At 32.3% G+C, this 25,769-nt stretch carries 26 protein-coding genes; 17 read left to right on the forward strand and 9 right to left on the reverse strand.

Annotation, left to right across the window (positions count from 1 at the left end):
* The first annotated feature begins 171 nt into the window (after positions 1 to 171).
* Positions 172 to 1,209 carry an aldo/keto reductase gene (locus tag DFQ10_RS02145; RefSeq protein ID WP_115815784.1) on the forward strand — a complete coding sequence of 346 codons (1,038 nt, stop codon included), beginning with the start codon at positions 172 to 174 and terminating at the stop codon, positions 1,207 to 1,209.
* A gap of 61 nt (positions 1,210 to 1,270) precedes the next feature.
* Here the strand turns inward: DFQ10_RS02145 and DFQ10_RS02150 are convergent, their stop codons facing one another.
* Both DFQ10_RS02150 and DFQ10_RS02155 read right to left on the reverse strand, forming a co-directional pair.
* A complete protein-coding gene (locus DFQ10_RS02150) occupies positions 1,271 to 1,741 on the reverse strand; it encodes an Lrp/AsnC ligand binding domain-containing protein (RefSeq protein ID WP_115815785.1) in 471 nt (156 codons plus the stop codon).
* A 90-nt stretch (positions 1,742 to 1,831) separates the two neighbouring features.
* Complete coding sequence (locus DFQ10_RS02155) at positions 1,832 to 3,196, reverse strand: saccharopine dehydrogenase family protein (protein ID WP_115815786.1); 1,365 nt, start codon at positions 3,194 to 3,196, stop codon at positions 1,832 to 1,834.
* 82 nt (positions 3,197 to 3,278) lie between these two features.
* Here DFQ10_RS02155 and DFQ10_RS02160 point away from each other — a divergent pair, with 82 nt between their 5' ends.
* Positions 3,279 to 3,668: a DUF423 domain-containing protein gene (locus DFQ10_RS02160; protein WP_115815787.1), complete on the forward strand. Its 390-nt coding sequence runs from the start codon at positions 3,279 to 3,281 to the stop codon at positions 3,666 to 3,668.
* Positions 3,669 to 3,733: 65 nt separating this feature from the next.
* The gene (pckA, locus tag DFQ10_RS02165) at positions 3,734 to 5,350 is read left to right on the forward strand and encodes a phosphoenolpyruvate carboxykinase (ATP) (RefSeq protein WP_115815788.1); all 1,617 of its coding nucleotides are present in this window, start codon (positions 3,734 to 3,736) and stop codon (positions 5,348 to 5,350) included.
* 203 nt (positions 5,351 to 5,553) lie between these two features.
* On the opposite strand, the gene DFQ10_RS02170 is transcribed toward pckA, so the two are convergent.
* Both DFQ10_RS02170 and DFQ10_RS02175 read right to left on the reverse strand, forming a co-directional pair.
* Positions 5,554 to 6,303: a uroporphyrinogen-III synthase gene (locus tag DFQ10_RS02170; RefSeq protein WP_115816416.1), complete on the reverse strand. Its 750-nt coding sequence runs from the start codon at positions 6,301 to 6,303 to the stop codon at positions 5,554 to 5,556.
* Positions 6,304 to 6,319: 16 nt separating this feature from the next.
* Positions 6,320 to 6,970, reverse strand: coding sequence for a DUF4271 domain-containing protein (locus DFQ10_RS02175; protein WP_115815789.1), 651 nt, complete (start codon positions 6,968 to 6,970; stop codon positions 6,320 to 6,322).
* A 147-nt stretch (positions 6,971 to 7,117) separates the two neighbouring features.
* Between DFQ10_RS02175 and DFQ10_RS02180 the strand changes: the two genes are divergently transcribed.
* From DFQ10_RS02180 to DFQ10_RS02190, 3 genes are read left to right on the forward strand one after another with little or no spacing between them, the layout of a single operon-like run.
* A complete protein-coding gene (locus DFQ10_RS02180) occupies positions 7,118 to 7,840 on the forward strand; it encodes a polyprenol monophosphomannose synthase (protein ID WP_115815790.1) in 723 nt (240 codons plus the stop codon).
* A gap of 6 nt (positions 7,841 to 7,846) precedes the next feature.
* On the forward strand, positions 7,847 to 9,190 hold the full coding sequence (locus DFQ10_RS02185; RefSeq protein WP_115815791.1) for a dihydroorotase: 1,344 nt from the start codon (positions 7,847 to 7,849) through the stop codon (positions 9,188 to 9,190).
* Between the two features lies 1 nt (position 9,191).
* Complete coding sequence (locus tag DFQ10_RS02190) at positions 9,192 to 9,692, forward strand: DUF4296 domain-containing protein (RefSeq protein WP_115815792.1); 501 nt, start codon at positions 9,192 to 9,194, stop codon at positions 9,690 to 9,692.
* On the opposite strand, the gene DFQ10_RS02195 is transcribed toward DFQ10_RS02190, so the two are convergent.
* Positions 9,652 to 10,665 carry an NAD-dependent epimerase/dehydratase family protein gene (locus DFQ10_RS02195; protein WP_115815793.1) on the reverse strand — a complete coding sequence of 338 codons (1,014 nt, stop codon included), beginning with the start codon at positions 10,663 to 10,665 and terminating at the stop codon, positions 9,652 to 9,654. The two genes, DFQ10_RS02190 and DFQ10_RS02195, sit on opposite strands and share 41 nt — an antisense overlap.
* Positions 10,666 to 10,830: 165 nt before the next feature.
* Here DFQ10_RS02195 and tyrS point away from each other — a divergent pair, with 165 nt between their 5' ends.
* Together tyrS and DFQ10_RS02205 are read left to right on the forward strand one after the other, a co-directional pair.
* Complete coding sequence (gene tyrS, locus DFQ10_RS02200; RefSeq protein WP_115815794.1) at positions 10,831 to 12,141, forward strand: tyrosine--tRNA ligase; 1,311 nt, start codon at positions 10,831 to 10,833, stop codon at positions 12,139 to 12,141.
* A gap of 136 nt (positions 12,142 to 12,277) precedes the next feature.
* Positions 12,278 to 12,742 (forward strand): DUF1572 family protein, encoded by a 465-nt coding sequence (locus DFQ10_RS02205; RefSeq protein WP_115815795.1) that lies wholly within the window; start codon positions 12,278 to 12,280, stop codon positions 12,740 to 12,742.
* A gap of 128 nt (positions 12,743 to 12,870) precedes the next feature.
* Here DFQ10_RS02205 and DFQ10_RS02210 read toward each other — a convergent pair whose 3' ends face one another.
* Positions 12,871 to 13,851 (reverse strand): LuxE/PaaK family acyltransferase, encoded by a 981-nt coding sequence (locus DFQ10_RS02210; protein WP_115815796.1) that lies wholly within the window; start codon positions 13,849 to 13,851, stop codon positions 12,871 to 12,873.
* Positions 13,852 to 13,928: 77 nt separating this feature from the next.
* Positions 13,929 to 15,602 (reverse strand): T9SS type A sorting domain-containing protein, encoded by a 1,674-nt coding sequence (locus tag DFQ10_RS02215; protein WP_115815797.1) that lies wholly within the window; start codon positions 15,600 to 15,602, stop codon positions 13,929 to 13,931.
* 233 nt (positions 15,603 to 15,835) lie between these two features.
* On the opposite strand from DFQ10_RS02215, the gene DFQ10_RS02220 reads away from it, so the two are divergent.
* Both DFQ10_RS02220 and DFQ10_RS02225 read left to right on the forward strand, forming a co-directional pair.
* The gene (locus DFQ10_RS02220; protein WP_115815798.1) at positions 15,836 to 16,522 is read left to right on the forward strand and encodes a response regulator transcription factor; all 687 of its coding nucleotides are present in this window, start codon (positions 15,836 to 15,838) and stop codon (positions 16,520 to 16,522) included.
* Positions 16,522 to 17,565, forward strand: a complete 1,044-nt coding sequence (locus tag DFQ10_RS02225; RefSeq protein WP_115815799.1) for a sensor histidine kinase — start codon at positions 16,522 to 16,524, stop codon at positions 17,563 to 17,565. Before DFQ10_RS02220 ends, DFQ10_RS02225 begins: the two co-directional genes overlap by 1 nt.
* Here the strand turns inward: DFQ10_RS02225 and DFQ10_RS02230 are convergent.
* On the reverse strand, positions 17,548 to 18,459 hold the full coding sequence (locus DFQ10_RS02230; protein ID WP_317124887.1) for a glycosyltransferase: 912 nt from the start codon (positions 18,457 to 18,459) through the stop codon (positions 17,548 to 17,550). The genes DFQ10_RS02225 and DFQ10_RS02230 overlap by 18 nt on opposite strands.
* 257 nt (positions 18,460 to 18,716) lie before the next feature.
* On the opposite strand from DFQ10_RS02230, the gene trmB reads away from it, so the two are divergent.
* The 3 genes from trmB to DFQ10_RS02245 all read left to right on the forward strand — a co-directional run bounded on the left by trmB (position 18,717) and on the right by DFQ10_RS02245 (position 20,445).
* Entirely contained in the window at positions 18,717 to 19,391 is a 675-nt protein-coding gene (trmB, locus tag DFQ10_RS02235; RefSeq protein ID WP_115815801.1) for a tRNA (guanosine(46)-N7)-methyltransferase TrmB, read from the forward strand.
* A gap of 3 nt (positions 19,392 to 19,394) precedes the next feature.
* Complete coding sequence (locus DFQ10_RS02240; protein ID WP_115815802.1) at positions 19,395 to 20,024, forward strand: LysE family transporter; 630 nt, start codon at positions 19,395 to 19,397, stop codon at positions 20,022 to 20,024.
* 88 nt (positions 20,025 to 20,112) lie between these two features.
* The gene (locus DFQ10_RS02245; RefSeq protein ID WP_115815803.1) at positions 20,113 to 20,445 is read left to right on the forward strand and encodes an MGMT family protein; all 333 of its coding nucleotides are present in this window, start codon (positions 20,113 to 20,115) and stop codon (positions 20,443 to 20,445) included.
* Position 20,446: 1 nt separating this feature from the next.
* Here DFQ10_RS02245 and DFQ10_RS02250 read toward each other — a convergent pair whose 3' ends face one another.
* Positions 20,447 to 22,696 carry a T9SS type A sorting domain-containing protein gene (locus DFQ10_RS02250; RefSeq protein ID WP_115815804.1) on the reverse strand — a complete coding sequence of 750 codons (2,250 nt, stop codon included), beginning with the start codon at positions 22,694 to 22,696 and terminating at the stop codon, positions 20,447 to 20,449.
* Positions 22,697 to 22,896: 200 nt separating this feature from the next.
* On the opposite strand from DFQ10_RS02250, the gene DFQ10_RS02255 reads away from it, so the two are divergent.
* The 4 genes from DFQ10_RS02255 (at position 22,897) to DFQ10_RS02270 (ending at position 25,769) form a co-directional block, all read left to right on the forward strand.
* Positions 22,897 to 24,036 carry an Mrp/NBP35 family ATP-binding protein gene (locus tag DFQ10_RS02255; RefSeq protein WP_115815805.1) on the forward strand — a complete coding sequence of 380 codons (1,140 nt, stop codon included), beginning with the start codon at positions 22,897 to 22,899 and terminating at the stop codon, positions 24,034 to 24,036.
* The gene (locus DFQ10_RS02260; RefSeq protein ID WP_115815806.1) at positions 24,037 to 24,279 is read left to right on the forward strand and encodes a NifU family protein; all 243 of its coding nucleotides are present in this window, start codon (positions 24,037 to 24,039) and stop codon (positions 24,277 to 24,279) included.
* A 62-nt stretch (positions 24,280 to 24,341) separates the two neighbouring features.
* Positions 24,342 to 25,397, forward strand: a complete 1,056-nt coding sequence (locus DFQ10_RS02265; RefSeq protein WP_115815807.1) for an NAD(P)/FAD-dependent oxidoreductase — start codon at positions 24,342 to 24,344, stop codon at positions 25,395 to 25,397.
* Positions 25,398 to 25,436: 39 nt separating this feature from the next.
* Positions 25,437 to 25,769: a 2Fe-2S iron-sulfur cluster-binding family protein gene (locus tag DFQ10_RS02270; RefSeq protein ID WP_115815808.1), complete on the forward strand. Its 333-nt coding sequence runs from the start codon at positions 25,437 to 25,439 to the stop codon at positions 25,767 to 25,769.

The following is a 25,769-nucleotide window of genomic DNA, read 5'->3' on the forward strand; positions in this document are numbered from 1 at the left end:
CGCAGATTTTTTAAACCTGTGAGGTCTTCTTATTTTTGTTTGTCTTATCTGGTTGAGAATTATTGAGAACATAATATATTTTGCTTGAAGATAACTTGTGCAGTAAGTTGAAACCTAGATTAGAAACTTAAGTTTAATTAAAAAGAGATTCCTGCCTTCGCAGGAAATGCTATGAAATACACAACACTACCAAATACAGATATAAAAGTTAGTAAAATATGCCTTGGTACTATGACTTGGGGCAACCAAAATACCCAAGGCGAAGGGTTTTCTCAGATGGATTTTGCTTTAGATAAAGGAGTTAATTTTTTTGATGTTGCTGAATTATATCCCGTTCCGGCAACAAAGGAAACCTATGCAGAAACCGAACGTATTATTGGTAATTGGTTTGCAAAAACAGGAAACAGAGATAAAGTTGTTTTGGCGACTAAAATTGCTGGTACAGGAGATTATACAGCGCATATTAGAACCAACGGTTTTAGCAAAGACGCACTTAATGAAGCGGTTGATAATAGTTTAAAACGTTTACAAACAGATTATATAGATTTATACCAATTACATTGGCCAGAACGACAAACTAAAATGTTTGGAACAAGAGATTACGTACATAATCCAAATGATCCTTGGGAAGATAATTTTAATGAAATTCTTCATAACCTAGATAACATTATTAAATCAGGTAAAATAAGGCAAGTTGGTATTTCTAATGAAGGAGCTTGGGGAACCATGCGTTACTTGCAAGAATTCAAACAACATAATCTGCCAAGAATGATTACCATTCAGAATGCTTATTCTTTAATAAATAGAGTGTTTGAAGTGGATTTAGCAGAAGTAGCTCACAGAGAAAATATTGGTTTATTAGCTTATTCTCCAATGGCATTTGGTGTATTATCTGGGAAATATATTAAAGGAACAGCAGGTGATGATACGAGATTAAAACTGTTTCCGAGATTTGCGCGCTATAGTGGTGAGAAAGCTACAGAAGCTACAAAACGCTATTTAAAAATAGCAGAAGACAATAATATGTCTTTAGCACAAATGTCATTAGCTTTTGTCAATGATAGACCTTTTTTAACAAGTAATATTATTGGCGCAACTAGTTTAAAACAGTTAGAGGAAAATATTGATAGCATTAATGTTTCTCTGTCAGAGGATGTGATGAAAGCTATAAATGAAGTACATGCAGAGCTACCAAATCCTGCTCCATAAAGTGTGTTTTTTAACACATTAGAAAGTCCATTTGTAATCTACGAATGGACTTTTTTTGTCTTTAAATCTTAATCTGTCGGTTAATCTGTTCTTGCAAAGAAATAAAGGTTTCTGTCCTCGAAACCCCTTTTATACTTTGTATTTCAGAATTAAGAACATGCATTAAATGCTCATTATCTTTAGATAGAATTTTAATAAATATAGACCAATTTCCGGTTGTGTAATGACATTCAATCACTTCAGGAATTTTTTGAAGTTGCTTTACAGCTTCAGGATTACTAATGGCTTTATCTAAATAGACACCAACAAAAGCCATTGTGGTATAACCTAAAGCTTTCGGGTTAATAATAAATTTTGAACCAGCTAAAAGCCCAGATTTTTCTAACTTCTTTAAACGTTGATGAATCGCAGCTCCTGAAATGCCAACATTACGAGCAATTTCAAGAATTGGAGTTCTCGCATCTTCCATTAACGCACGTAATATTTTTTTATCAATACCATCGATGTAAATACCATTATCATTAATCTTCATAAGTTGATAGGCTTTTATTTTGAAAGTTAAAGATAAAAAAAGCGTTTCAATTTGAAACGCTTTATGAGGTAATTCTATTTAATTGTTATTTTAAACATTTAAAGGGTTGTAACCTAAATAAGGTACTTCATGCTCTTTAAATATAATATCGTAAGCTTCTAACTCCTTTAAAATTGGAGTATAAACCTCTTTATTAATTGGGATTTGAACTCCTGGTGTTTTTATTTTACCATTTAAAATAGCTAAAGTTGCAATAGCCACAGGTAAACCTACTGTTTTTGCCATGGCTGTATAGGTTTGATCTTTACCAAGTGTTACCATGGTAGCATCAATTTGATGTTTTTCTCCGTTAAGTTCGTAACCAAATTTATGGTACATCACTAGCATATCTTTGTCGGTTTCGTCTAATGTCCAACTATCCATTAATATTTTCTGAAGAATTTGAGCAGGTGTACCTTTGTCTAATTCTACCATTTTTTTAGGATTAAAGATATCGAGTTCTAAAAATTTATCCCAAACAATATCATCTTGGTCAATTTTTAAGGCATGTCTAAATTTAAGTTCAACAGAATCCGTTGGGCTGTATGGTAAAAATGAATTCACAAAATCGCGATAACTCATATTAATGCTGTCATCTATAGTGTAGCTGTCATCGGTCATACCTAATTGCACAAAAACGTTCCAAGCTCTACTAAAACCAACGCGTCTAATGGTTCCACGATATAGAGTTTTAACATGGTCTAAGCCATACACTTCTTGGTATTTTAAAGAATCTCTGTTGGCATAGCCTTCAAAACGACCATAACCTTCAACATCTAAAAATTCTGTACGTCTAAATAAACGGTTATAAGGAATATATTTAAACTGGTTTTCTTGTAAAAATTTAGCAGCTCCTCCTTGTCCTGCGACCACCACATTTCTGGGATTCCAAGTGAACTTATAGTTCCAAAGATTGTTATCACTCTCTGGTGCCACTAATCCACCTGTAAACGATTCAAATAAAATCATTTTACCACCTTTATCTCTAATGCGATTAATGACTTGCATCGCACTCATGTGGTCTAAGCCAGGATCTACTCCAATTTCATTCATAAAAATGAGATTGTTGGTTTTAGCATCAGCATCTAAGGCTTGCATTTCTTCACTGACATAAGATGCCGTAACCATATTCTTTTTGTAGGTAATACAGTCTTTAGCAACTTCAATATGAAAACGAGCCGGAAGCATTGAAACTACAATATCTGCATTCTTTATGGCTTCAACTCTAGATGCTGCATTAAAGACATCTAAGTGAATGACGTCTGTATTTGGATGAGAACCAACCAGTTTTTTGGCATTGTCAACATTGAGATCACCAATGGTGATATGAAGTTTTTCAGATTCAGATTTATCGAGTAAATATTTTATAAGGTATGATGAAGATTTACCTGCACCAATAATTAAAATGTTTCGCATAATGAGTTTATATAACTAATTTTGTGTTGCACGAAAGTAATAAATACAATAAGGACTAAAAACCTAAAATCCATATTTAATTATGAACAAGACACTATTAATTACAGGAGCAATCTTAGGAGTTTTAGGTATTATTTTAGGAGCTTTTGCAGCTCATGGCTTAGAGAAATTAGTAGATGCAGATGCTATTAAATCTTTTGAAACGGGAGTGCGCTACCAACTCTACCATGCATTTTTTCTTTTAATACTGGGTAGTACATCTTTCCTAAGTTTAAAAGCTAAAAAAACTATATTTTATTTGGTACTTTTTGGTGTAATTTTCTTCTCGGTTTCAATCTATGGTTTGGCTACAAACTCACTTTCAAGCTTTGATTTTAAGACGATTGCCTTTATTACTCCTCTTGGAGGACTGTTGCTAATTGCAGCATGGATGGTGATGTTAATCGGTATAATTAGAAATAAGGTCGATTAATGTGAATCAAAGGTGCCATTTCAAAATAAAATTATAATTTTGCACCACTAAACAACACAAATATTATGGCAAATCATTCCCAATTAACGAAAACGATTTCGTTAGAAAATTATGGAATTAAAAATGCAAAAGTTAATTATCAACTATCCTCAGATGAGCTTCATTCTGAAACCATTGCAAAAGGACAAGGTGTAGAATCCTCATCTGGTGCTTTAGCGGTTAATACAGGTGAATTTACAGGTCGTTCTCCAATGGACCGATTTATTGTAAAAGATGATATTACCAAAGACAAAGTTTGGTGGGGAAATATCAACATTCCTTTTGAAAGTGATAAATTTCAGAAGCTTTATGATAAAGTGGTAGATTATTTATCTGAAAAGGAAATTTATGTACGTGATAGTTATGCTTGTGCAGATGAAGATTACAAGTTAAATATTAGGGTTATCAATGAGTATCCTTGGAGTAATATGTTTGCTTATAACATGTTTTTACGCCCAACGGAAGCTGAATTAGAAAACTTTTCACCAGAATGGACTGTGGTTAACGCACCAGGCTTTATGGCAGATCCAGAGGTAGATGGTACGCGTCAACACAATTTTGCAATATTAGATTTTACACGTAAGATTGCCTTAATAGGTGGAACTGGTTATACAGGTGAGATTAAAAAAGGAATCTTTTCTGCTTTAAACTTTATTCTTCCTGTATTTAAAGAGACTTTACCTATGCACTGTAGTGCTAATGTTGGTAAGGATGATGATACAGCTATTTTCTTCGGGTTATCAGGAACAGGAAAAACGACATTATCAACAGATCCTAACAGAAGTTTAATTGGAGATGATGAACATGGTTGGACAAAAGAAAACTCTGTATTTAATTTTGAAGGAGGTTGTTATGCTAAAGTCATTAACCTTTCTGAAGAACAAGAACCAGAGATTTTTGCAGCGATTAAAAAAGGAGCTATTCTTGAAAATGTAATAATGGATGACAAAGGCGTTGTAGACTTTGCTGATACGTCAATTACTCAAAACACCAGAGTAAGTTACCCAATTTATCATATAGAAAATATTAGAAAACCATCTATAGGTAATAACCCAAAGAACATCTTTTTCTTAACGGCAGATGCTTTTGGAGTTTTGCCTCCAATATCTAAATTAACACCTAGTCAGGCTGCATATCACTTTATTTCTGGTTATACCGCAAAAGTTGCTGGTACAGAAGCAGGAGTAGTGGAGCCAGTACCAAGTTTTTCAGCTTGTTTTGGTGCGCCATTTATGCCATTGCATCCAACAGAATATGCTAAGATGCTAAGCAAAAAGATGAAAGATGCAGGTGTAAATGTATGGTTAGTTAATACAGGCTGGACAGGTGGTCCTTACGGAGTAGGTACACGTATGAAATTAAAATACACACGTGCTATGATTAACGCAGCTTTAAATGGAGAGTTAGGTGATTATACTTATGAAGATTATCATATTCACTCTGTATTTGGAGTAGCACAACCAAGAACATGTCCTGGAGTGCCTACAGAAGTATTAAGCCCAAGAACAACTTGGAACGATGATAAAGCATATTACACTATGGCATTTAAGCTATCAAATGCATTTAGAGAGAACTTTAAGAAGTTTGAATCTTATGCGTCTGAAGAAGTGAGACGTGGAGGTCCACAACGTTATTCGTTTTAATTAGCGACTCAGCTCAGATATATAAAAAAGCGATTCTTTAATTAGAATCGTTTTTTTTTTTTTATGCATAAACTTCTATGAAGCTTTAAACAGATGACCAATAATGGTTTAGTTAATATATAAAGAGTTATTTATTGTTTTAAAACCAAAAATCCCAACTAAAAACTTTAGTTGGGATTTTATATTAAACTATTTAAAAGAAATTATTTTCCCTTATTAACAGAATCGATATATTTCTGTAGCGCCATTGTCATTGATGGAGTTTCAGGTGTTGGTGCAGAAATATCTACACGCAATCCTTTTTCCTTAACGGCTTTTACCGTTGTGTTTCCGAATACAGCAATACGTGTTTCGTTTTGCTTAAAGTCTGGGAAATTATGGAATAATGATTCTATACCAGATGGACTAAAGAATACTAAAATATCATAAGTAACATTAGATAAATCTGATAAATCACTAATTACGGTTTTGTAAAAAGTCGCTTGTTTCCATTTTACACCTAATTCGTTTAAAATCTCTGGAATAACATCTTTTACTTTGTCTGTTGTAGGTAATAAAAAAGATTCGTCTTTATACTTTTTAATTAAAGGCATTAAGTCTTCAAAAGTACGTTTACCAACATAAATCTTACGTTTTCTGTAAACCACATATTTCTGCAAGTAATATGCTACAGCTTCAGATTGGCAAAAATATTTCATAGAATCTGGTACTTTAAATCGCATTTCATCTGCAACTCTAAAGAAATGATCTACTGAATTTCTACTTGTAAGGATAATGGCTGTGTATTTGCTGAGGTCAACTTTTTGTTGTCTTACATCCTTGGATGATACACCTTCAACATGAATGAAGGGTCTAAAGTCCACCTTAACTTTTTGCTTTTCTTGCAAATCAAAGTATGGAGAGTTCTCTATTTTAGGCTCTGGTTGTGATACTAAAATCGTTTTCACTTTCATACGTAAACCTTGTGTTTTAAGCGTTATACTCTCTAATAACCTTATATAAAAGTATATAAGGCCCAATTTCGAGAGCGCAAAGATACAATAAAAAATAGAAAAAATTGGGATTTAATAGTTTTTGATAAGTTTTGAACGAAGATAAAAAGCCAATGAAATTAATAATACAAACCAATGAAAACCCAATTGTTATTATTATTTCTATAGATAGGTTGGTATAAAGCAAAAACAAATTAGCCATTAAAAAAACAATACCAGATAAATTTTTGAAGGTTGTTTTTTGAAAAAGATATTGATCCATTAGGCTATCTATTTCAAAAAGACTGCCAATAAGCCGTTCAATAAGTGTTTTTATGATGATTATAGTAGACACTACAAATAGTAGTTTTAAGAACGAAACAAGTTCAAAATCTAATGGAGATACAAAGGTGGAGTAGGCAAAGAATAAAAAAATGCTAAATGATAAGCTTAGGTTTATAAATAAAAAGCTGTCAAACTGATCTATAAATTTTTGATCTTTAGTATAAATTTTTAGATATTTAGAATTACCAATAACATACATAAAGTCATTAAATCGCAGCGTATTTATATATTTTGCAACAACGATAGAGAACAATCCTATGATTGTAAAAATGGTAAACCACTCGTATGTAATATAATTTCGCATGCTGCTAAATTATAAAAAAAAGCGTTTAAAGTAATAAGAGAGATTCTTATCTATCAAAAAAGTTAATTCCGATATAAAATCCATTAAAAACTTTACTTTTGTTAAAATTCTAAAAGCTACTCAAAAGAGTATTTTAAAAGAGAGTAAATGTCTGACGCAATTGTCATAATTCCTACCTATAACGAGATTGAAAATATAGAATCAATCATTAGAACTGTGTTTTCGCAACCGAAAATTTTTCATGTTTTAGTAGTAGATGATAATTCTCCAGACCATACTGCTGAAACTGTTAAGACACTTCAACAAGAGTTTAAAGGCCAATTGTTTTTATTAGAGCGTACTAAAAAAAGCGGTTTAGGTACAGCTTACATTGCTGGTTTTGAATGGGCTTTAGAGAATTCATATGAATATGTTTTTGAGATGGATGCGGATTTTTCGCATAATCCAGAAGATTTAATACGATTATATGAGGCATGTGCTATTGATGGAGCAGATATGTCCGTTGGTTCTAGATATGTAAAAGGAATTACTGTTGTCAATTGGCCAATGTCACGTATTATTTTGTCTTACGGAGCATCTCGTTATGTAAGATTAATTACAAGAATGACTGTCAAAGATTCTACAGCCGGCTTTGTTTGCTATAAAAGGTCTGTTTTAGAAGCTATTGATTTAAAAAAAATAAAGTTTGTAGGTTATGCATTTCAAATTGAAATGAAATTTAAAGCTTACAAAAAAGGATTTCAAATTGTAGAAATTCCTGTTATCTTTAAAGATAGAACCAAAGGGAAATCAAAAATGAGTGGAAGTATTATTTCTGAAGCTATTTTTGGAGTGATTAGTTTAAAAATTAAAAGTTTATTTACTAAGTAGAAGACCATGAATCGAAATACCCTAATTAAAAATGCCAGAATCGTCAACGAAGGAAAAATTGTTGAAGGTGATATTTTTATTGAAGACAATATTATAAAAGAAATTGATATTTCCATTAGTGTTAAATCTGCGGATATTAATGTAATTGATGTAGAGGGTAATTACGTTTTTCCAGGAATGATTGATGACCAAGTTCATTTTAGAGAACCTGGACTAACACACAAAGCAGACATTGAGTCTGAATCTAAAGCAGCTTTGGCAGGTGGAATTACATCTTTTATTGAAATGCCAAATACCAATCCACAAACAACTACGGTAGAAAAGTTAGAAGAGAAATTTGCTATTGCAGCCAATTCTTCTTACGCTAATTACTCATTTATGTTTGGTGGTACCAATGATAATTTAGATGAGATTTTAAAAGTTGACCCTAAAACTGTTGCTGGATTAAAATTGTTTTTAGGCTCTTCTACAGGAAATATGTTGGTAGATGACCCTAAGGTTATTGAGAAAATCTTTTCGAGTACTGATATGGTGATTTCAGTACATTGTGAAGATGAAGCAACGATTAAAAAAAATCTAGCAAAATATAAAGCTGAGTATGGTGATGATATTCCTATGGAACTGCATCCAATTATAAGAAGCGAAGATGCTTGTTACATATCATCTTCTAAAGCGATTGAATTAGCAAAGAAAACTGGAGCAAGATTACACGTGTTTCATGTATCAACAGGTAAGGAAACGAGTTTATTTTCAAATAAAATACCTTTAAAGGATAAGAAAATTACAGCAGAGGTTTGTGTACATCATTTATGGTTTTCTGATGAAGATTATGCTAAAAAAGGCAGTCATATTAAATGGAATCCTGCAGTTAAAACAGCAAAGGATAGAGATCAGTTATGGAAAGCATTATTGGATGACAGAATAGATGTTATTGCAACAGACCACGCACCACATACGCTCGAAGAAAAAAACAACCCTTACACAAGTGCTCCTTCAGGTGGTCCATTGGTACAACATGCTTTAGTAGCCTTAATGGAAGCGCATCATCAAGGTAAAATTTCGGTTGAGAAAATAGTAGAGAAAGCTTGTCATAATCCTGCAATATTATTTAATGTAGAAAAACGAGGTTATATAAGAGAGGGGTATTTTGCAGACTTGGTTATTGTAGATCCTCAAAGCCCTTGGACAGTTAATAAAAGTAACATTTTGTATAAATGTGGATGGTCTCCTTTTGAAGGCAATACATTTAAAAGTAGAATTACTCATACATTTGTTAATGGACAATTAGCTTATAACAATTTTAAGGTTTTAGACGTTAAAGCAGGAGAACGATTGACTTTTAATAGATAAAATGATAAAACGGATAAGTATAATATTAGTACTAAGTGTTTTTGTTTTGGCATGTAATGGCATAGAAAAACCAAAGAAACCAGATAATTTGATATCTAAAGATCAGATGTCTGATTTGTTGTACGACTTATACATCATTAACTCAGCAAAAGGGGTTAATAGAAATCTACTGCAAAGTAATGGCTTTAACCCTGAAAACTATATTTTAGAAAAATACAATATAGATAGTACGCAGTTTGCAGATAGCAATACCTATTATACGTTTGATACTGAGGAATACAGTGCTATTATAAATAAAGTAAAAGCAAGACTTGAAAAAGAAAAAGAAATCTTTGAAGAGTTACAAGACAAAGAGAATGATTCTATTAAAAAACATAAGGATTCTATTAGAAACTTAGATAGAAATAGGAATTTAAAAACAGTAAAAAAATTAGATAGTACTGTCATTGGAAAAAAGAAAATTAAACGTCCTGTAGGTATAAAAGACTCACTTCTTCAATAGATTTATTTATAGGTTTAAATTCAAAATTTAAAGTGGTTTTTAATTTTGAAGCATCATATTTTGAAATATTAATTGCAGATTTTGCAACTTGCTTAGATAAAATTCTTGGTTTGCCAAAAAGCTTGTGTTTTAACCAATCTAATCTCCATGCAATTGCTAATAACCAAGGTTTAGCTTCTTTATTTGGTGGCTTAACTTGTAGTTCTTCAGCTGTTTTTGTTTGTAAGGCTTTAAAACTTATGTTTTCTGAAACTAAAATAAAACCTTCGTTTTTTATGTTACTATTCATAAGCTGCTGCATCGCTTTAACAACATCCCAAATATCTACATAACCTGTAATACCTAGAGTATAATAAGGCATGCCATTATAAATACGCTTAAATAAATTCCCACTACTACCTCCATTCCAATAGCCAGCACCTAAAATAATTCCTGGATTAACAATTACAGCATCCAAACCTTCTTGTGTACCACGCCAAACTTCAAGCTCAGCACCATATTTTGTTATGGCATAAATACTATTATCATCCTCTGGGTTCCAATCGGTTTTTTCGTCGATTAATACTTCTGGATTTGTATGGTGTCCTATGGCAGAAATTGAACTTACATAACAAAGTTTCTTAATCTTATTGCTAATTGATAAATTAACAATATTAGCCGTGCCTTTTATATTTATTTTTCGAATTAAATGATATTTATTAGGCTCAAAAGAAACGATAGCCGCACAATGATATACGTGTGTAATGTCCTTAAAAGCATCTTGTAATTGCGGAATATTATTAAGGTCAGCTTCAACCCATTCAATTTGATTAAAAAGAGCATCAGCATCATCAGAAAAATATGAAAAGACATGTTTTACACGTTTTAATGTGTTTTCTTGTCTATATATGGCACGTATAGATACATTACTTTTTAAAAGTTGAAAAAGTAAATGTGAGCCAACTAATCCTGTTCCGCCTGTGACTAAAATCATAAGGCGAAGTTACAATATTTTAAATCTAAATTCTATACTTAGAAGTTGGTTTGTATGGTTTAACATGGCTAGAGTTGTTTGAGGCTAAATTGGGTTAAAATTGTCTTTTGTCTTTAGTTGTGGAAACATATCTTTGCGCAAATCAATTTTTGAAACTAAAAAGTAATGGCAAATAAATTTGTAGAAGAATTACGTTGGAGAGGAATGGTACATGATATCATGCCTGGAACTGAAGAGCAATTAGATCAAGAGATGACTACAGCCTATATTGGTTTTGATCCTACATCAGATTCATTGCACATTGGTAGTTTAGTACCAATTATTTTATTGGTTCATTTAGAAAGAGCAGGTCATAAACCAGTGGCTTTGGTAGGTGGAGCAACAGGAATGATAGGTGATCCCTCTGGAAAAAGTGATGAGCGTAATTTACTTGATGAGGCTACATTAGAGCACAATGTAGCAGGTATAAAAGGTGTATTGTCTCGTTTTTTAGATTTTAATTCAAATAAAAAAAATGCTCCAGTTTTAGTAAACAACTATGATTGGATGAAAACGTTCAGTTTCATAGATTTTGCAAGAGATGTTGGTAAACGCATCACTGTAAATTACATGATGGCTAAAGACTCTGTAAAGAAGCGATTAAGTGGAGACGAAGGTAATGTAGGTATGTCATTTACGGAATTTACGTATCAACTCATTCAGGGTTACGATTTTCATCATTTGTATAAGACTATGGGTTGTAAATTACAAATGGGAGGTAGCGACCAATGGGGAAATATTACTACAGGAACAGAATTGGTAAGACGAATGCATGATGGTGAAGACCAAGCTAAAGCCTATGCTATGACGTGTCCGTTAATTACAAAAGCAGATGGTTCTAAATTTGGAAAGTCTGAAGGAGGAAACATTTGGTTAGATGCAGATAAGACTTCGGTTTATAAATTTTTCCAATTTTGGTTAAATACAACCGATGAGGATGCCGAAAAATATATTAAAATCTTTACATTTTTAGATAAATCAGCTATTGATGCTATAATAGAAGAGCATAAAGCCGCTCCTCATTTACGTTTGTTGCAAAATAGATTAGCTGAGGAAGTGACAGTTTTTGTGCATAGTAGAGAGGATTATGATAATGCTGTAAAAGCGTCTAAAATATTGTTTAGCAAAGATTTTAAAAATGAAATTAAACAACTACCAGAAAAATTATTTTTAGATGTTTTTGAAGGTGTAAAAGATGCTGAAATTTCTAAAGCTGAATTTGAAGAAGGCATAGATATGATTGGTGCTTTGGCTGCAAAAACTAATTTTTTAAGTTCTAATGGAGATGCAAGACGAGCTTTAAAAGAAAATGCCGTAGCTGTAAATAAAGTAAAAGTAAAAGAAGATTATATCTTATCTTCAGAAGATTTAATTCACGATAAATACATTATTATTAGTAGAGGTAAGAAGACAAATTTTATTTTAAAAATTGTCTAAACCTTTAATGATTTAGAAGAAATTGGACCTCACGAGTTTTAAAACTTGTGAGGTCTTTTTGTATCTTTATGTATGAACTCTAAAAGGTGGTAACATAGAGTTGAGTTAATCGTTTAATAATTTATTCTTTTTAAAAATGAAGCAAACCGAACAATTAGCGAATCGGCTAAGAGAATTAATTCTTAATGGTACTTGGATTGCAAATACTAATTATAAGCACCAATTAGAAAATTTAGATTGGAAAATAGCAACTACAAAATTTCAATCATTGAATTCTGTTGCTGTATTAGCACAGCACGTTCATTATTATATTTCGGGAATAACAAACGTGTTTGTAAATAATAAGCTTGAAATAAGAGATAAATTTAGTTTTGATTTTCTTCCGATAGAGTCACAAAAAGAGTGGGAAATATTTTTAAATCAATTTTGGAATGATACCATAACTCTAGCAGATTATATAGAAAAAATGCCTGAAGAAAATTTAAATAAAGATTTTGTAGATGCAAAGTACGGTACGTATTTACGAAATATAGACGGTATGATGGAGCATGGTTATTACCATTTAGGGCAGATAGTGTTGTTAAAGAAACTACTTGCATAAAAAAATAAGTGCCCAAAATTACTTTTGAGCACTCACTAACCAATCAATCAACTTTGAAAATCTCTCTTTTTCATAGCATCATAGTAGTCGTGTGTAAGTTTGTGTCCTTACAATTTTATTTATTTTTTTTATAAAGCCATTAAATTACATCCTCTAATGTCAGAGTTATCGAATCTTCCGATAATTTCAAATTCGCCATTATCGTAGACTTTTCCTAAATCTTGGGTTGCAATAAATGAACACGAATTTAAATTCGCTAAATCAATGACGTTAATTCCACCAGTCTTATTAGGTTGCTGTATGGAGAGTGCATCTTCAGTGTCACGTGTTACTATTTTCATCCAAGGTGGACATTCAAAAATACCATTACCTTTAGAATACGCCTGACTTAAAAGTTCGGTCATTCCATATTCACTGTGAATATGGTTAACTCCAAAGCCCTTTTGTAAAATTTGGTGTAGCTCTTGTCGTATTATTTCTTTTCGTCTGCCTTTCATACCTCCAGTTTCCATAATTGTGGTATACTTCAGGTTGAATTGGTAGGTTTCTACTAAATCTAATAATGCAAAGGAGACTCCAATGAGCAAGGTTTTTTGTTCTTGGGATTCTAGTGTTTTTATAGTTTCTGCTAATTCTTCAAGATTATTAAGATAAAAACCGCTTTTAGCTTGTTTAGATTTATCTATTAAGTCATTTACCATATAAATAAGTGAAGAGCCATCACGTTCTAAATAAGATGGTAATAATGCTAATACTACGTAATCTTCAATCTGGCCATAAAAGTGTTTAAAGGCTTTTAAGTAGCTCGCTTCATAGAGTTTTAAATCCGAGACTAAATGTTTACTTGTTACACTTCCTGTTGTGCCAGAGCTAGTAAATGTTTTTTCAATTGGTAAAGAAGTGCTTAAGACATTGTGAGATTTAAAAAATTGAATGGGTAAAAAGGGAATCTCATTAATGCTTTTTATATCTGATGGGTGTTTGTACAATAAGTCGCAAAACGATCGATAGACTTTATTATTTTTAAATTGAAATTTAAAAACTTCTAAAGCTAATGCCTCAAAATCAGTATTAGATTTTATATTAAATATGTCGTCATTAGATATCATTCGGCAAAAATATGTAAAATAAAAAAGCGCAGCTCTAATTATTGAGCCACGCTTCTAAAATGTATTGTGAATTAAACTTACTTAATTACTAATTTCTTAGTAGTAGAAGCATTGTTCTGAGTGATTTTTACAATATAAACACCAGATTTTAAGTTAGAAACATTTAACGTATTGTTTGTAATAGTTTCGTTTTTAACTTGCTTTCCTAAGATATCAAATACTTGTACAGAAATAGCTTCACTATTTGTAGAAGATATTGAAACAGAACCTGTGCTTGTTGGGTTAGGGTATAACGAGAACTTAGCAGTTTCAAAAGCAGATACAGATAAAACATCTACGCTGAAATCTGATGCATCTCTAGCTGTTAAGAAATAAAGATTACCTGTTCTTTCATTAACAATACCTGCAATATCTGTTACTGCCGTTGGAACCGCAGCCTGTTGATCTGCATAATCAGCATCGTAGAAGGTAGATCTAAAAGTAAACATATCACCACCTTGACTCATAGAATGTTCAGAACCTCCATTAAAGTTAGGTGTAGTATTATCCATAGTAACACCCGAAACGATTACCAATTCAGATTCATAAGCCTCAGCGTTAGCTGTTAGTTCTGCTAATGTGACAGCCTGAGGAGTTAATGTATTACCAGTAGAACTAGCAGCACCAGGATCTGCAGATGGTATAAATTGCATCATTCCACCAAAACTACCTAATTCACCAGTTAAACCTGTCATGCCATCACCTATAGCAAATGACGAAGTTATATTACCTGCAGTATCATCAATTAAAATTGCTCCAGTTGCATCTTCAATAAATTTTTGATTTCTAAAACTTTGCTGATACGTTAACAATGCCTCACCTGTTAATTGATAGAATTGGCCTTCAGTTCCAGCTCTAAGTGCCGCAATATTTGAAACTTGAGCCACACTTGTAACTGTGAAACTTACAGATGCAGTAGCAGCAGGACTCAAAGAAGTTCCACTATTATCGACTAATTCTAAATCTATGGTGTGCGCTCCATCAGCAAGACCTGTTAAAGCAATAGGTGTAGTATCAAATTTGTCCACTGAAGATCCAGCATCTACTGAATATGTAATATAACCATCTCCCGTTCCACCAGCTGCAACAGTAAAGTTTTGAACACTAATTTCAACATTTACATCAGGACTAGCTATAGTTTCACCATTTGAAGGAGAAGTAACACCTAATGTAGGTACAGCACCTGCCTGTTGAACAAAAGAAAAGTCATCCCAATAAACAACAGCTGAACCATAAGTTCTAACCTCAAAATAGAATTCATTAGCAGTTGCAGGTGCAGTTACTGTTGTTGTGTATAGTGTCCATACATTTCCGTTATTGTCAAAATAACCTGTAGTTCCAACACCTTGTAAAACATCTGCATCAGTAGTATTGTCATTGACACCATCTAAAGCCCATTTTGACCAAATTCTTGCATCTGTATTATCACCAAATCCAGCATCAACTTTATACCAAACAGAAACCGTATAGGAAGTTCCAGGAGTAATACCAGTAATAGTTTGTGCTATATCGCTAGTTCCACCAGTATGTTTTGCTGAATAAGTACCAGAATGTACTTCCGTAGCTTCTTGTTCGACATTTTCTGCTTTAGTCCAACCTGTTGGAGTAGTAGAGTCATCCCAAGCTTCAAAAGCTCCGTTAACTAATAAATCTTGCCCAAAAGAGAAAGAAGCTATTAATAAAGCAAATAATAAAAAGTAAATTTTCTTCATAATTGAATTGTATAAAAAGTTAGATAACAAATATAATAACAAATCCTTAAATTTAAGAATCAGAAGCGTTAATACTTATCAATTTTACAATAAGTTAATGTGGTTACTATCAGGTGCTTCTTAGTTTCAGTTACTTATAATTTTAATGTTAGGGAATTGTTATCAATTCAATATTCTTAGACACTTAATACAGATATATTTTATATTTACATCACATTAAATAAAAAGTACCATTGAAAAAGAAAGATATTAAAATTTTACTAGTAGATGATGAGCCAGATATTTTAGAAATTGTAGGTTATAATTTATCTGCTGAAGGTTATCAAGTTATAAAAGGTGAGAGTGGTTTAGAGGCCGTTGAGTTGGCGAAAAAACACAAACCTCATCTAATTATTTTAGACGTTATGATGCCAAAAATGGATGGTATTGAAGCTTGTGAGCGTATAAGAGAACAATCTGATTTAAGTGAAACCATTATAACATTCTTAACAGCAAGAGGAGAAGATTATTCTCAAGTTGCCGGTTTTGATGCTGGTGCAGATGATTATATAGCCAAACCTATAAAACCAAAAGTTTTAATTAGTAAGGTGAAAGCATTATTAAGAAGACTTAAACATTCTGACAACACTGTTAATGCTATTTTAGAAATTGGAGATTTGGTTATATACAGGGAAGAATATAAAATTACAATAAAAGGAGAAGAAATCACCTTGCCAAGAAAAGAGTTTGAATTGTTATCTTTGTTAGCAACCAAGCCAGGTAAAGTTTTTAAGCGAGATGAAATTTTAGATAAAGTCTGGGGAAATGAAGTGGTCGTTGGAGGAAGAACCATTGATGTACATATTAGAAAACTTCGTGAAAAAATAGGAGATAAATCCTTTAAAACCGTAAAAGGTGTTGGTTACAAGTTTGTAGACTAATGCAAAATAAAAATCTTAAGAAATCTTACAAATTTGCGTTTCGGACAGCGCTATACGTTACGTTGTTCACCTCGCTTCTTATTGGTGCCTTTTTGTTTTTTTTTCAAATCTATAATTGGTATTTTGTTTTTTATCCACTTATCTGTTTTCCATTCTGTTTTTTAATTATTCAGTATAGAGTGGAGCGGTTTATATATAGGCGTGTTAAGAAAATATATGATGATCTTACCTTGCTAGAATCTACAAGTCTAAGACAACAACCTATAACGACAGATATGGGAACGTTAACTAGGGAAATAGACAAATACGCTAAAAACAAAAAGTTTGAAATTGAAACTTTAAAAATCAGAGAAGAATATAGAAAAGAATTTATTGGTAATGTTTCTCACGAATTAAAAACTCCTCTTTTTACAGTGCAAAGCTATCTTCTTACCTTATTAGATGGTGGAATTGAAGATGATAAAATTAGAGATAAATATTTAGCTAGAGCGAGCAAAGGTGTCGAGCGCTTAACTTATATCATCAAGGATTTAGACATGATTACTAAATTGGAAGTTGGTGTGCTTAGTTTAGAGAAAGAAAATTTTGATATCGTTAAACTGGTGCAGAGTGTGTTTGATTTGTTTGAGATGAAAGCAGCTAAAAAACATATTACTTTAACTTTTGATATTGATTATACGAAACCAATAATGGTGTATGCAGACAAAGAACGTATTCAGCAGGTTTTAACCAATCTAATCGTCAACTCTATAAAATATGGACGAGAGAAAGGGACTACAGAAGTTAGTATAGAGAATCTTATAAAAAACAAAGCAATTATTAGAGTTACAGATAATGGCGAAGGTATAGCCAAAGCTAATATTCAGCGTTTGTTTGAGCGTTTTTATCGTGTAGATACAAGTGGTAATCGAAAACAAGGAGGATCGGGATTAGGCTTATCTATTGTAAAACACATTATAGAAGCTCACGAAGAAAAAATTTATATTGAGAGCGAACTCGGAGTTGGTAGTGAGTTTTCGTTTACGTTAGAAAAGGCGGAATAACTTCTTGTAGTTTAATTCATACTCTTGAGATTTAAAACCGCTGTACTTATCCATATTAGATAATAACTCTATTTTAAATTCTTCTTGATTGCAAAACGGAGCAATGCCTTCCGATTGCATTTTTTTAGCTAAATACTCTTGTTCAAATTGTCCAGGAGTAGGAATAAAAAAAGCTTTCTTTTCAAGTTTTGCTAAATCCATTATAGTAGTGTAACCCGATCTGCTGAGAATGAGGTCGCTTTCGTTTATTGCTGTTTCAAGTTGAGTGCTAGTCATAAAATTATAGATAACAACGTTTCCAATAATCTCTTTCTGTTGTTCTGTTTCTACTTTTCCTTTTATAAATAGCACACTTTTATTAAAGTGTTTTAATTCATTTAATATCTTTTCTTCTAAAAAAGTACGTTGAGGTTCTGGTCCAGAGAGTAAAACTAGAAGATTGTATTTTGTTTTTACATTTTGTTTTCGAAAGCGTGTTAATGGTCCTATATATTTTACTGATGCTACAAAATTCTCAACATGTCCTAATTCTCCACTTAAATTATCAGAACCATTATGATCTGGTACCCAACACTCATTAAATTTTAAGATTATTTGTTGATGTAGCTTACTACTTAACCACGTGGTATTGCCACTTAGAACTCTTAACTGATGTGTAATAAACACAGAAGGAATTGTGTGGTGTCTAACGCCAAATCTGTTATCCGAAATAATACCAGAAATAACTTCTGTTTTAATTAAATGTTCAACAACTTTTTTTTCTCGTTTAATAGTTTTTAAAACATGAGGAGAGTCTTTTAATAGTTTTAACTTGAAGCTGTTTGCTTTTTTTGCGTAAGTAATATTGTAAGATGGTAACTCAAACGATTTTAAGGTGGGAAACTCTTTTTGCAATAATTGTAGTGCAGCACCATCACTAGCAATTATAGGTTCAAAATTATGATGAATTAAAGCGTTAATTATAGGAATACATCGCGTAGCATGACCTAAACCCCAATTTAGAGGAGCAATTAAAATCCGTTTCTGATCTTTAATTTTTATCTGTTGATTATTTTCCAGTTTTTATCTGTTATTAAGATATCAATGATTAAAACAAAGATAAACCTAAAATGTTTCCTTAATTTTACCGAATTATTAAAAAATTGAAATAAGTGGGAAGTAAAAATAAACAGAGGCGCTTTAGAGAAAATGAAACCTTTCATAACGTATATCAACCTACACGAGAAGAATTAGTTGATGCTACATTTAAGTTAAAAGGAAAATGGAGATCAGAAGTTTTTAAAAACGATAATCCTTTGGTGTTAGAATTGGGTTGCGGAAAAGGTGAGTATACTGTTGGCTTATCAAAACGCTATCCCAACAAAAACTTTATTGGCATAGATATTAAAGGAGCTCGGTTTTGGAGAGGTGCTAAAACAGCTATTGAAGAAGATATACCAAATGCAGCCTTTATTAGAACTCAAATAGAGCTCATTGAATTTGTTTTTGAAGAAAATGAAGTGGATGAAATTTGGATTACGTTTCCAGATCCGCAAATAAAATACCAACGTACTAAACACCGAATGACTAATTTACAGTTTTTAGAACGCTATAAAAAAGTATTAAAACCTGGCGGCTTAATGCATTTAAAAACAGATAGCGAGTTTATGCATGGTTATACTTTAGGTTTGTTACATGGGTTAGGTTTAGAAGTGCTTTATGCTAATCATAATGTTTATAAATTAGAAGGCAGTCCTGAGGATGTTACAGAAATTAAAACGTTTTACGAAAATCAGTATTTAGAGAAAGATAAAGCAATTACGTATATTAGATTCAAAATCAATTAAAATTTGAGTATTACAATTATTTTTTTTCTAGGGCTTTTGGCAGCCATTATAGCGGTTACTCCTCCTGGTTTACTTAATATGACAGCTGCAAGAATAAGCCTTAAGGAAGGAGCAGGACGCGGTATTATGTTTTCTACAGGCGTTTGTATTGTTGTTTTTATTCAAACATATTTGGCGGCAATATTTGCTAGGTATTTAACTAATCATCAGGATATTGTAGAGATACTTAAACGGGTTGCATTTGTCATATTTGTACTTATTACTATATACTTTTTTGTGTTAGCTTCAAAGCAAAAAGAAGCAAAGCCAGAAGCAGAAATAACAAGCAAACATGGCAGACTTTTACATGGCATGTTGTTATCTGCTCTAAATATTTTTCCCATTCCATTTCAAGCTTACATGGTGATTACTTTGGTGTCTTTTGGTTGGATGGATTTTGAGAAATTAAGTGTTGTTACTTATGTTACAGGTGCTGCAACAGGTACGTTTGTAGTACTCTATTTTTATATTTTCTTTTTCGATAAGATTAAAGATAAGGCGTTTACTTCTCAAAAAAACATGAACTATATCATAGGTAGTGTTACCGGTATTGTTGCTTTAATTACATTTATCAATATTATAAAAGCGTGGTAATTATTGACTATCTCGTTTTAATTTCTGTTGAGATAAATTGAATTTAGTAGATGTATTATTTGAAAATAATTTCTATAAATAAGAACAAATGAAACCAGAAACTTTAGGTTTTTTTGAAAAGGTTTATGAAGTCGCTAAGCAAATTCCTTACGGTAAGGTAACCAGTTATGGTGCTATTGCTAAATATTTAGGAGCAGGAAAAAGTGCTAGAATCGTCGGTTATGCCATGAATAATTCTCACAACAAAGATGTGCCAGCACACAGAGTAGTTAACCGAAAAGGACTCTTAACAGGTAAGCATCATTTTGAAGGCACTAACTTAATGCAACAACTTTTAGAAAGTGAAGGCATTGTGGTTATAGAAAATCAAATTCAAGATTTAGAATCTGTGTATTGGGAACCGGCTAAAGAACTACTCTAATTTATGCTTTAATAATTTTCTTTACAACATCTCCTGTTTCACTTTTAATTTTTACAAAGTAAGTACCTGAAGAGAATTCTTGAGTAGAAATAGTCGTTTTTGTTTTTGTACCAATCACAGCAAGCTCTTTAATAAGTCGGCCAGAAATATCACAAATTGTTATTTGTTTTATGGGCTGTTTAGATTCTAAATGTAAAATGTGAGTTGTTGGATTGGGATATAAGGTTATAGTGTTGTTTGCCAATTCAAATTCATCAGTACTTAACGTTTCAATAGTTGTTAGCGCGATATTTGTTACGATTGGAAAATTAAAATCGAAATATATTTCGGCTTCATTCTCAAGAGTGTCATTCAAAGCTAACGTATCTAGGGTTTTAATTTTAAAAACGATATAACCATCATTGTTGGTATCATTAAAAGGCAGGTTGATGTTTTCAAAAATAAATTCTACATAGTGGTCTTCAGAGGTGTTTTTTATTCGAGTTACAAAATTATGACTTCCGTGTAATGGCAAAATTGAAGACAAATCATACTTACTAATATCTATGTGATCTTTTACAACAACATTTTCAGCATTTGCGGTTCCTGTATTTTCAAAACGAATCATATAATGTACATAGTCACCAACCATTTCAGGAGTAATAAAATCACCTTCTAAACATGTTTTGTCATTAGGGTCAAAAGAATTAACTACAGTTTGTTCTAAAACAAAAGCCGTTTCAGGATCTTCTAATTCATATTCAATAAAATAATTGGCATTAAACGTTAATACATCACTTCCATTTACGGCAGGAGTATCCATTGGTGTATTAATTAACATTGAGAAATCTATCGTTCTCGTTTCAAAGGGTTGTAAATCTTCAAAGTTAAAATGCCAAGCATTGTCAACAAAAGTAAAAGAGTTCCAACTCGGACTAAATGACACTTCACTCATTAAATCGAAGTGATTAGTGAGTAACACTTGCCCAAAATCAATTAAAGTATTACCTATGTTTTTATAAATAATTCTATAATCAGCTTCAAAGCCAGGAACGGCAGCCGTTAATGGTATAATTTGAATATCAATAGCTTTATAAATACCAATGGGAGTTATGCAAAAGTCTTGTGTAAAAGGACTTGTTTCTGTTGGGAAATCTATTGTTACACTCTCAGGTGTAACCTCAAAATAACTTGGATTTTCAAGAATTGGTGTTATGGTATGTGTACCTCCTTGAATTGCTATAGAATAACTTCCTGTAGCATTAGAAATAAAATTTCCTGTTTCAGTTCCATTTGATATTTCAAAGTTAAGATTAGGGAAAACAGCATCGTTTGTGTCACAACCATTGGAGTCCAAATCCATTGCTATATTGCCTTCAACTGAGTAGTATTCACCACCTGGTATAAAAGAACAATAACTACTAACAACGCAATTGTTGATTTCATGATAAGCTAACCAACTATGTATTAATTGTAATTCATCTTCATCTCCGCAGACATAAGTTAAAGGATTATTTGAAAAATTAAATTCACTAAAATCCCATGATATCATGTCGTCTATTACACTACCATTTTTAATAAGAAGCGTTTCTATTTGATTATTTTGGGCTTCATAGTAATACGTGTCTACAGCTTTATTTGATAAATCTAAATATGTTATTTGATTATTTGCACAATATAATTCCTGCAGAATTGGAGATCCAGTCACATCTAAAGATGTTATCTGGTTATAAGTGCAATCAAGAATTATAAGATTAGCTAATTCGCCTAACGTTAAAATTGTTAACTGGTTATTATAACAGGCTATACTCTCTAAATTGAAGGAGTTACTTAGGTCTAAAGCGGACAACGCATTATTACCGCAATCTAAAACCTCCAAATTTACAAGGTTGTTAATACCAGTTAATTCGGTAAGTTGATTATTAGAACAATTTAAATATGTGAGATTGACAAGAGTATTTACGTTAAGGCTAGATAAGGCATTGTATTGACAATTTAGAGATTCAAGATTAATAAAATACTCAATTCCTGAGGCATCAGTTACATCATATTGTCCAAAATTTAGATGTATTACAGCTTCGGCTTCTGCAATACTTATTTCACCATCATCGTTTGTATCTGCATCACTTATTCCAGGCTCATATCTTGATGTTGCTACACAATTTGTGTTCGTTAGCATATTTTTAAATTCAGGCTCTAGATTTTCTATATTCTGGGCATTTATGGTAATTGAAATTAATATGGCAATAACAAAAAAGAAATAGTTTTTCATGTGGCTGGTTTTCAGTGTTCTAAAGATACATTGTTTTTAAGAAACCAAGTATTATCTTAGTCACTTGCTCTATTGTTCATTTCAATCAAAAGGTTTTCAAATTCTAAACATTTCACAGTATCTTTGCATTTAGAATTAATCTTAATAAGAAAGAATTGAGTCTAGGCTTTAGTTTCAGTTTTTTCTAGTCCTTATTCATTATGAAATTATTAAAACAAGATATACTTAATGCGCTTAAAACCATAACAGCACCTGGTGAAGGTGAAAATATGGTAGATAGCGGAGCGGTCACTAATGTTGTAACTTTTGCAGACGAAGTGATTGTAGATATTACTATAAAAAATCCAAGTCTTCAAGCACGTAAAAGAACAGAAGTCGATATTTTACAAACCATTCATAAAGAAGTTTATGAAAAGGCAAAAATAAAAGTCAATGTAAAAATTGACGCACAAGCAGCACAGCCTAAAAATGAAATAAAGGGGAAAGCAATTCCTGGAATTCAAAATATTGTAGCCGTTGCTTCTGGTAAAGGAGGAGTTGGTAAATCTACAGTAACGGCAAATTTAGCTGTTACTTTAGCTAATATGGGTTTTAAAGTTGGTGTTTTAGATGCTGATATTTATGGACCATCAATACCAATTATGTTTGATGTAGCCAATGAGCGTCCTTTATCTGTAACTGTAGATGGTAAATCTAAAATGAAACCTGTAGAAAATTACGGAGTTAAAGTATTGTCTATTGGCTTTTTTACAAAACCAGATCAAGCTGTAATTTGGAGAGGACCAATGGCTTCTAAAGCACTAAACCAAATGATATTTGATGCAGCTTGGGGAGAATTAGATTTCTTATTACTCGATTTACCTCCAGGAACAGGTGATATCCATTTAAGTATTATGCAAGCGTTGCCTATTACAGGAGCTGTTGTGGTAAGTACACCGCAAAATGTAGCATTAGCAGATGCTAAAAAAGGTGTTGCCATGTTTCAGCAAGATAGTATCAATGTACCTGTTTTAGGTATTATTGAAAATATGGCTTACTTCACGCCAGCTGAGCTTCCTGAAAATAAATATTATATATTTGGAAAAGAAGGAGCCAAGCATTTAGCTGAAGATTTAAAAGTACCGTTTTTAGGCGAAGTACCATTGGTACAAAGCATAAGAGAAGCCGGTGATTTAGGAAGACCAGCAGCAATGCAAACAGGCACTCCGACTAAAGAAGCATTTGAAGCCATTACAAGAGAAGTTGTACAGCAAGTGGTGAATAGAAATGATGCTTTACCAGCTACCGAAGCAATAAAAATTACAACAATGGCAGGTTGCTCTGCAGTTAAAAAGAATTAAATGAGCTCAGAAGAACTTAGATTAAACGTAGAAAAAGCCTTAGATGAAATTCGTCCGTTTCTACAAAATGATGGAGGAGACATTAATTTACTATCTATAGATGATGGTAAATTTGTAAAAGTTCAATTAGTAGGCGCTTGTACATCTTGCAGTGTTAACCAAATGACTTTAAAGTCTGGAGTAGAAATGACTATTAAAAAATATGCTCCCCAAATCGAAAAAGTTATTAATGTAGAAAAGTAATGTGACATTTATCACATTCTGAATAAAATGACATTAGTAATTTTGTTTTCAATTTTTCATCTATGATTACAACAGATATACTTATTATTGGTGCTGGTCCAACAGGACTTTTTACAGTTTTTGAAGCTGGACTTTTAAAATTAAAATGCCATTTAATTGATGCCTTGCCACAAGCAGGTGGCCAATGTTCTGAGCTTTATCCCAAGAAACCGATTTACGATATTCCTGCATATCCAGAAATTTTAGCTGGTGATTTAACAGATAAACTTCTAGAACAGTGTAAACAGTTTGAGCCAGGTTTCACTTTAGGTGAACGAGCAGAAACTATAGAAAAACAAGAGGATGGCTCTTTTATTGTTACTACAAATAAAGGCACACAACATAAAGCTCCTGTCGTTGCAATCGCTGGTGGTTTAGGAAGTTTTGAGCCTCGTAAACCATTACTAGATAACATTTCTGATTACGAAGATTGTGGAGTGGAATACATGATTAAAGAACCAGAAATTTATCGCAATAAAAAAGTAGTCATTGCTGGTGGAGGAGATTCTGCTTTAGATTGGAGTATCTTTTTGAGCGATATAGCTTCAGAGGTTACTTTAATACATAGAAGAAATGAATTTAGAGGGCATTTAGATTCTGTTGAAAAAGTACAAGAATTAAAAAACCTTGGAAAAATAAATTTAATTACTCCTGCAGAAATAACAGCAATAAACGGAAATGGTAAAGTTGAAAATGTTGAGGTAACTAAGAAAGATGAAGAACCTATTTTATTAGAAACGGATCATTTTATTCCTCTGTTTGGTTTGTCGCCTAAACTCGGACCAATTGCAAATTGGGGACTTGAGATAGAAAAGAATGCCATTAAGGTTGATAATTCATTAGACTATCAAACTAATATTCCTGGAATTTACGCTATTGGTGATGTAAATACATATCCTGGAAAATTAAAGCTGATTCTATGCGGTTTTCATGAAGCAACACTAATGTGCCAATCCGCCTACCAAATTATTAATCCAGGGAAACGTTACGTTTTAAAATATACAACTGTTGCTGGTGTAGATGGTTTTGATGGTACGCGTAAAGAAGCTCCAAAAGCGGTTGTAAAAGCTATTAATTAAAAACAAATTAGTATCTGTTAGATAGTAATTGCTCATAATATGGAACAAGACATAAATATAACAATCATAGATAGAGAAGGAGTAAAGCATCAAATTGAAGCTCCAACAGATATGGCTATGAATCTTATGGAGGTAGTTCGGTCTTACGAGCTTGCTCCAGAAGGCACCATAGGTATTTGTGGAGGTATGGCGATGTGTGCTTCTTGTCAGTGTTATGTGTTAAGCGAAATTGAATTGCCAGAAATGCAAGACGACGAAGAAGCTATGCTTTCTGAAGCTTTTAATGTAAAAGATAATTCTCGTTTAGGTTGCCAAATACAAATGACGCCAGAAATGGAAGGTTTGGAAGTTGAGTTGGCTCCTGAAAGTTAG

This window comes from Winogradskyella eximia (genome assembly GCF_003386165.1).
Taxonomy (GTDB): Bacteria; Bacteroidota; Bacteroidia; order Flavobacteriales; family Flavobacteriaceae; genus Winogradskyella; species Winogradskyella eximia.

Bases quoted from the DNA above. Each gene is read 5' to 3' on its own strand.
- DFQ10_RS02145 (WP_115815784.1), top strand. From the start codon at position 172: ATGAAATACACAACACTACCAAATACAGATATAAAAGTTAGTAAAATA.
- DFQ10_RS02150 (WP_115815785.1), bottom strand. From the start codon at position 1,741: ATGAAGATTAATGATAATGGTATTTACATCGATGGTATTGATAAAAAA.
- DFQ10_RS02155 (WP_115815786.1), bottom strand. From the start codon at position 3,196: ATGCGAAACATTTTAATTATTGGTGCAGGTAAATCTTCATCATACCTT.
- DFQ10_RS02160 (WP_115815787.1), top strand. From the start codon at position 3,279: ATGAACAAGACACTATTAATTACAGGAGCAATCTTAGGAGTTTTAGGT.
- pckA (WP_115815788.1), top strand. From the start codon at position 3,734: ATGGCAAATCATTCCCAATTAACGAAAACGATTTCGTTAGAAAATTAT.
- DFQ10_RS02170 (WP_115816416.1), bottom strand. From the start codon at position 6,303: ATGAAAGTGAAAACGATTTTAGTATCACAACCAGAGCCTAAAATAGAG.
- DFQ10_RS02175 (WP_115815789.1), bottom strand. From the start codon at position 6,970: ATGCGAAATTATATTACATACGAGTGGTTTACCATTTTTACAATCATA.
- DFQ10_RS02180 (WP_115815790.1), top strand. From the start codon at position 7,118: ATGTCTGACGCAATTGTCATAATTCCTACCTATAACGAGATTGAAAAT.
- DFQ10_RS02185 (WP_115815791.1), top strand. From the start codon at position 7,847: ATGAATCGAAATACCCTAATTAAAAATGCCAGAATCGTCAACGAAGGA.
- DFQ10_RS02190 (WP_115815792.1), top strand. From the start codon at position 9,192: ATGATAAAACGGATAAGTATAATATTAGTACTAAGTGTTTTTGTTTTG.
- DFQ10_RS02195 (WP_115815793.1), bottom strand. From the start codon at position 10,665: ATGATTTTAGTCACAGGCGGAACAGGATTAGTTGGCTCACATTTACTT.
- tyrS (WP_115815794.1), top strand. From the start codon at position 10,831: ATGGCAAATAAATTTGTAGAAGAATTACGTTGGAGAGGAATGGTACAT.
- DFQ10_RS02205 (WP_115815795.1), top strand. From the start codon at position 12,278: ATGAAGCAAACCGAACAATTAGCGAATCGGCTAAGAGAATTAATTCTT.
- DFQ10_RS02210 (WP_115815796.1), bottom strand. From the start codon at position 13,851: ATGATATCTAATGACGACATATTTAATATAAAATCTAATACTGATTTT.
- DFQ10_RS02215 (WP_115815797.1), bottom strand. From the start codon at position 15,602: ATGAAGAAAATTTACTTTTTATTATTTGCTTTATTAATAGCTTCTTTC.
- DFQ10_RS02225 (WP_115815799.1), top strand. From the start codon at position 16,522: ATGCAAAATAAAAATCTTAAGAAATCTTACAAATTTGCGTTTCGGACA.
- DFQ10_RS02245 (WP_115815803.1), top strand. From the start codon at position 20,113: ATGAAACCAGAAACTTTAGGTTTTTTTGAAAAGGTTTATGAAGTCGCT.
- DFQ10_RS02250 (WP_115815804.1), bottom strand. From the start codon at position 22,696: ATGAAAAACTATTTCTTTTTTGTTATTGCCATATTAATTTCAATTACC.
- DFQ10_RS02255 (WP_115815805.1), top strand. From the start codon at position 22,897: ATGAAATTATTAAAACAAGATATACTTAATGCGCTTAAAACCATAACA.
- DFQ10_RS02260 (WP_115815806.1), top strand. From the start codon at position 24,037: ATGAGCTCAGAAGAACTTAGATTAAACGTAGAAAAAGCCTTAGATGAA.
- DFQ10_RS02265 (WP_115815807.1), top strand. From the start codon at position 24,342: ATGATTACAACAGATATACTTATTATTGGTGCTGGTCCAACAGGACTT.
- DFQ10_RS02270 (WP_115815808.1), top strand. From the start codon at position 25,437: ATGGAACAAGACATAAATATAACAATCATAGATAGAGAAGGAGTAAAG.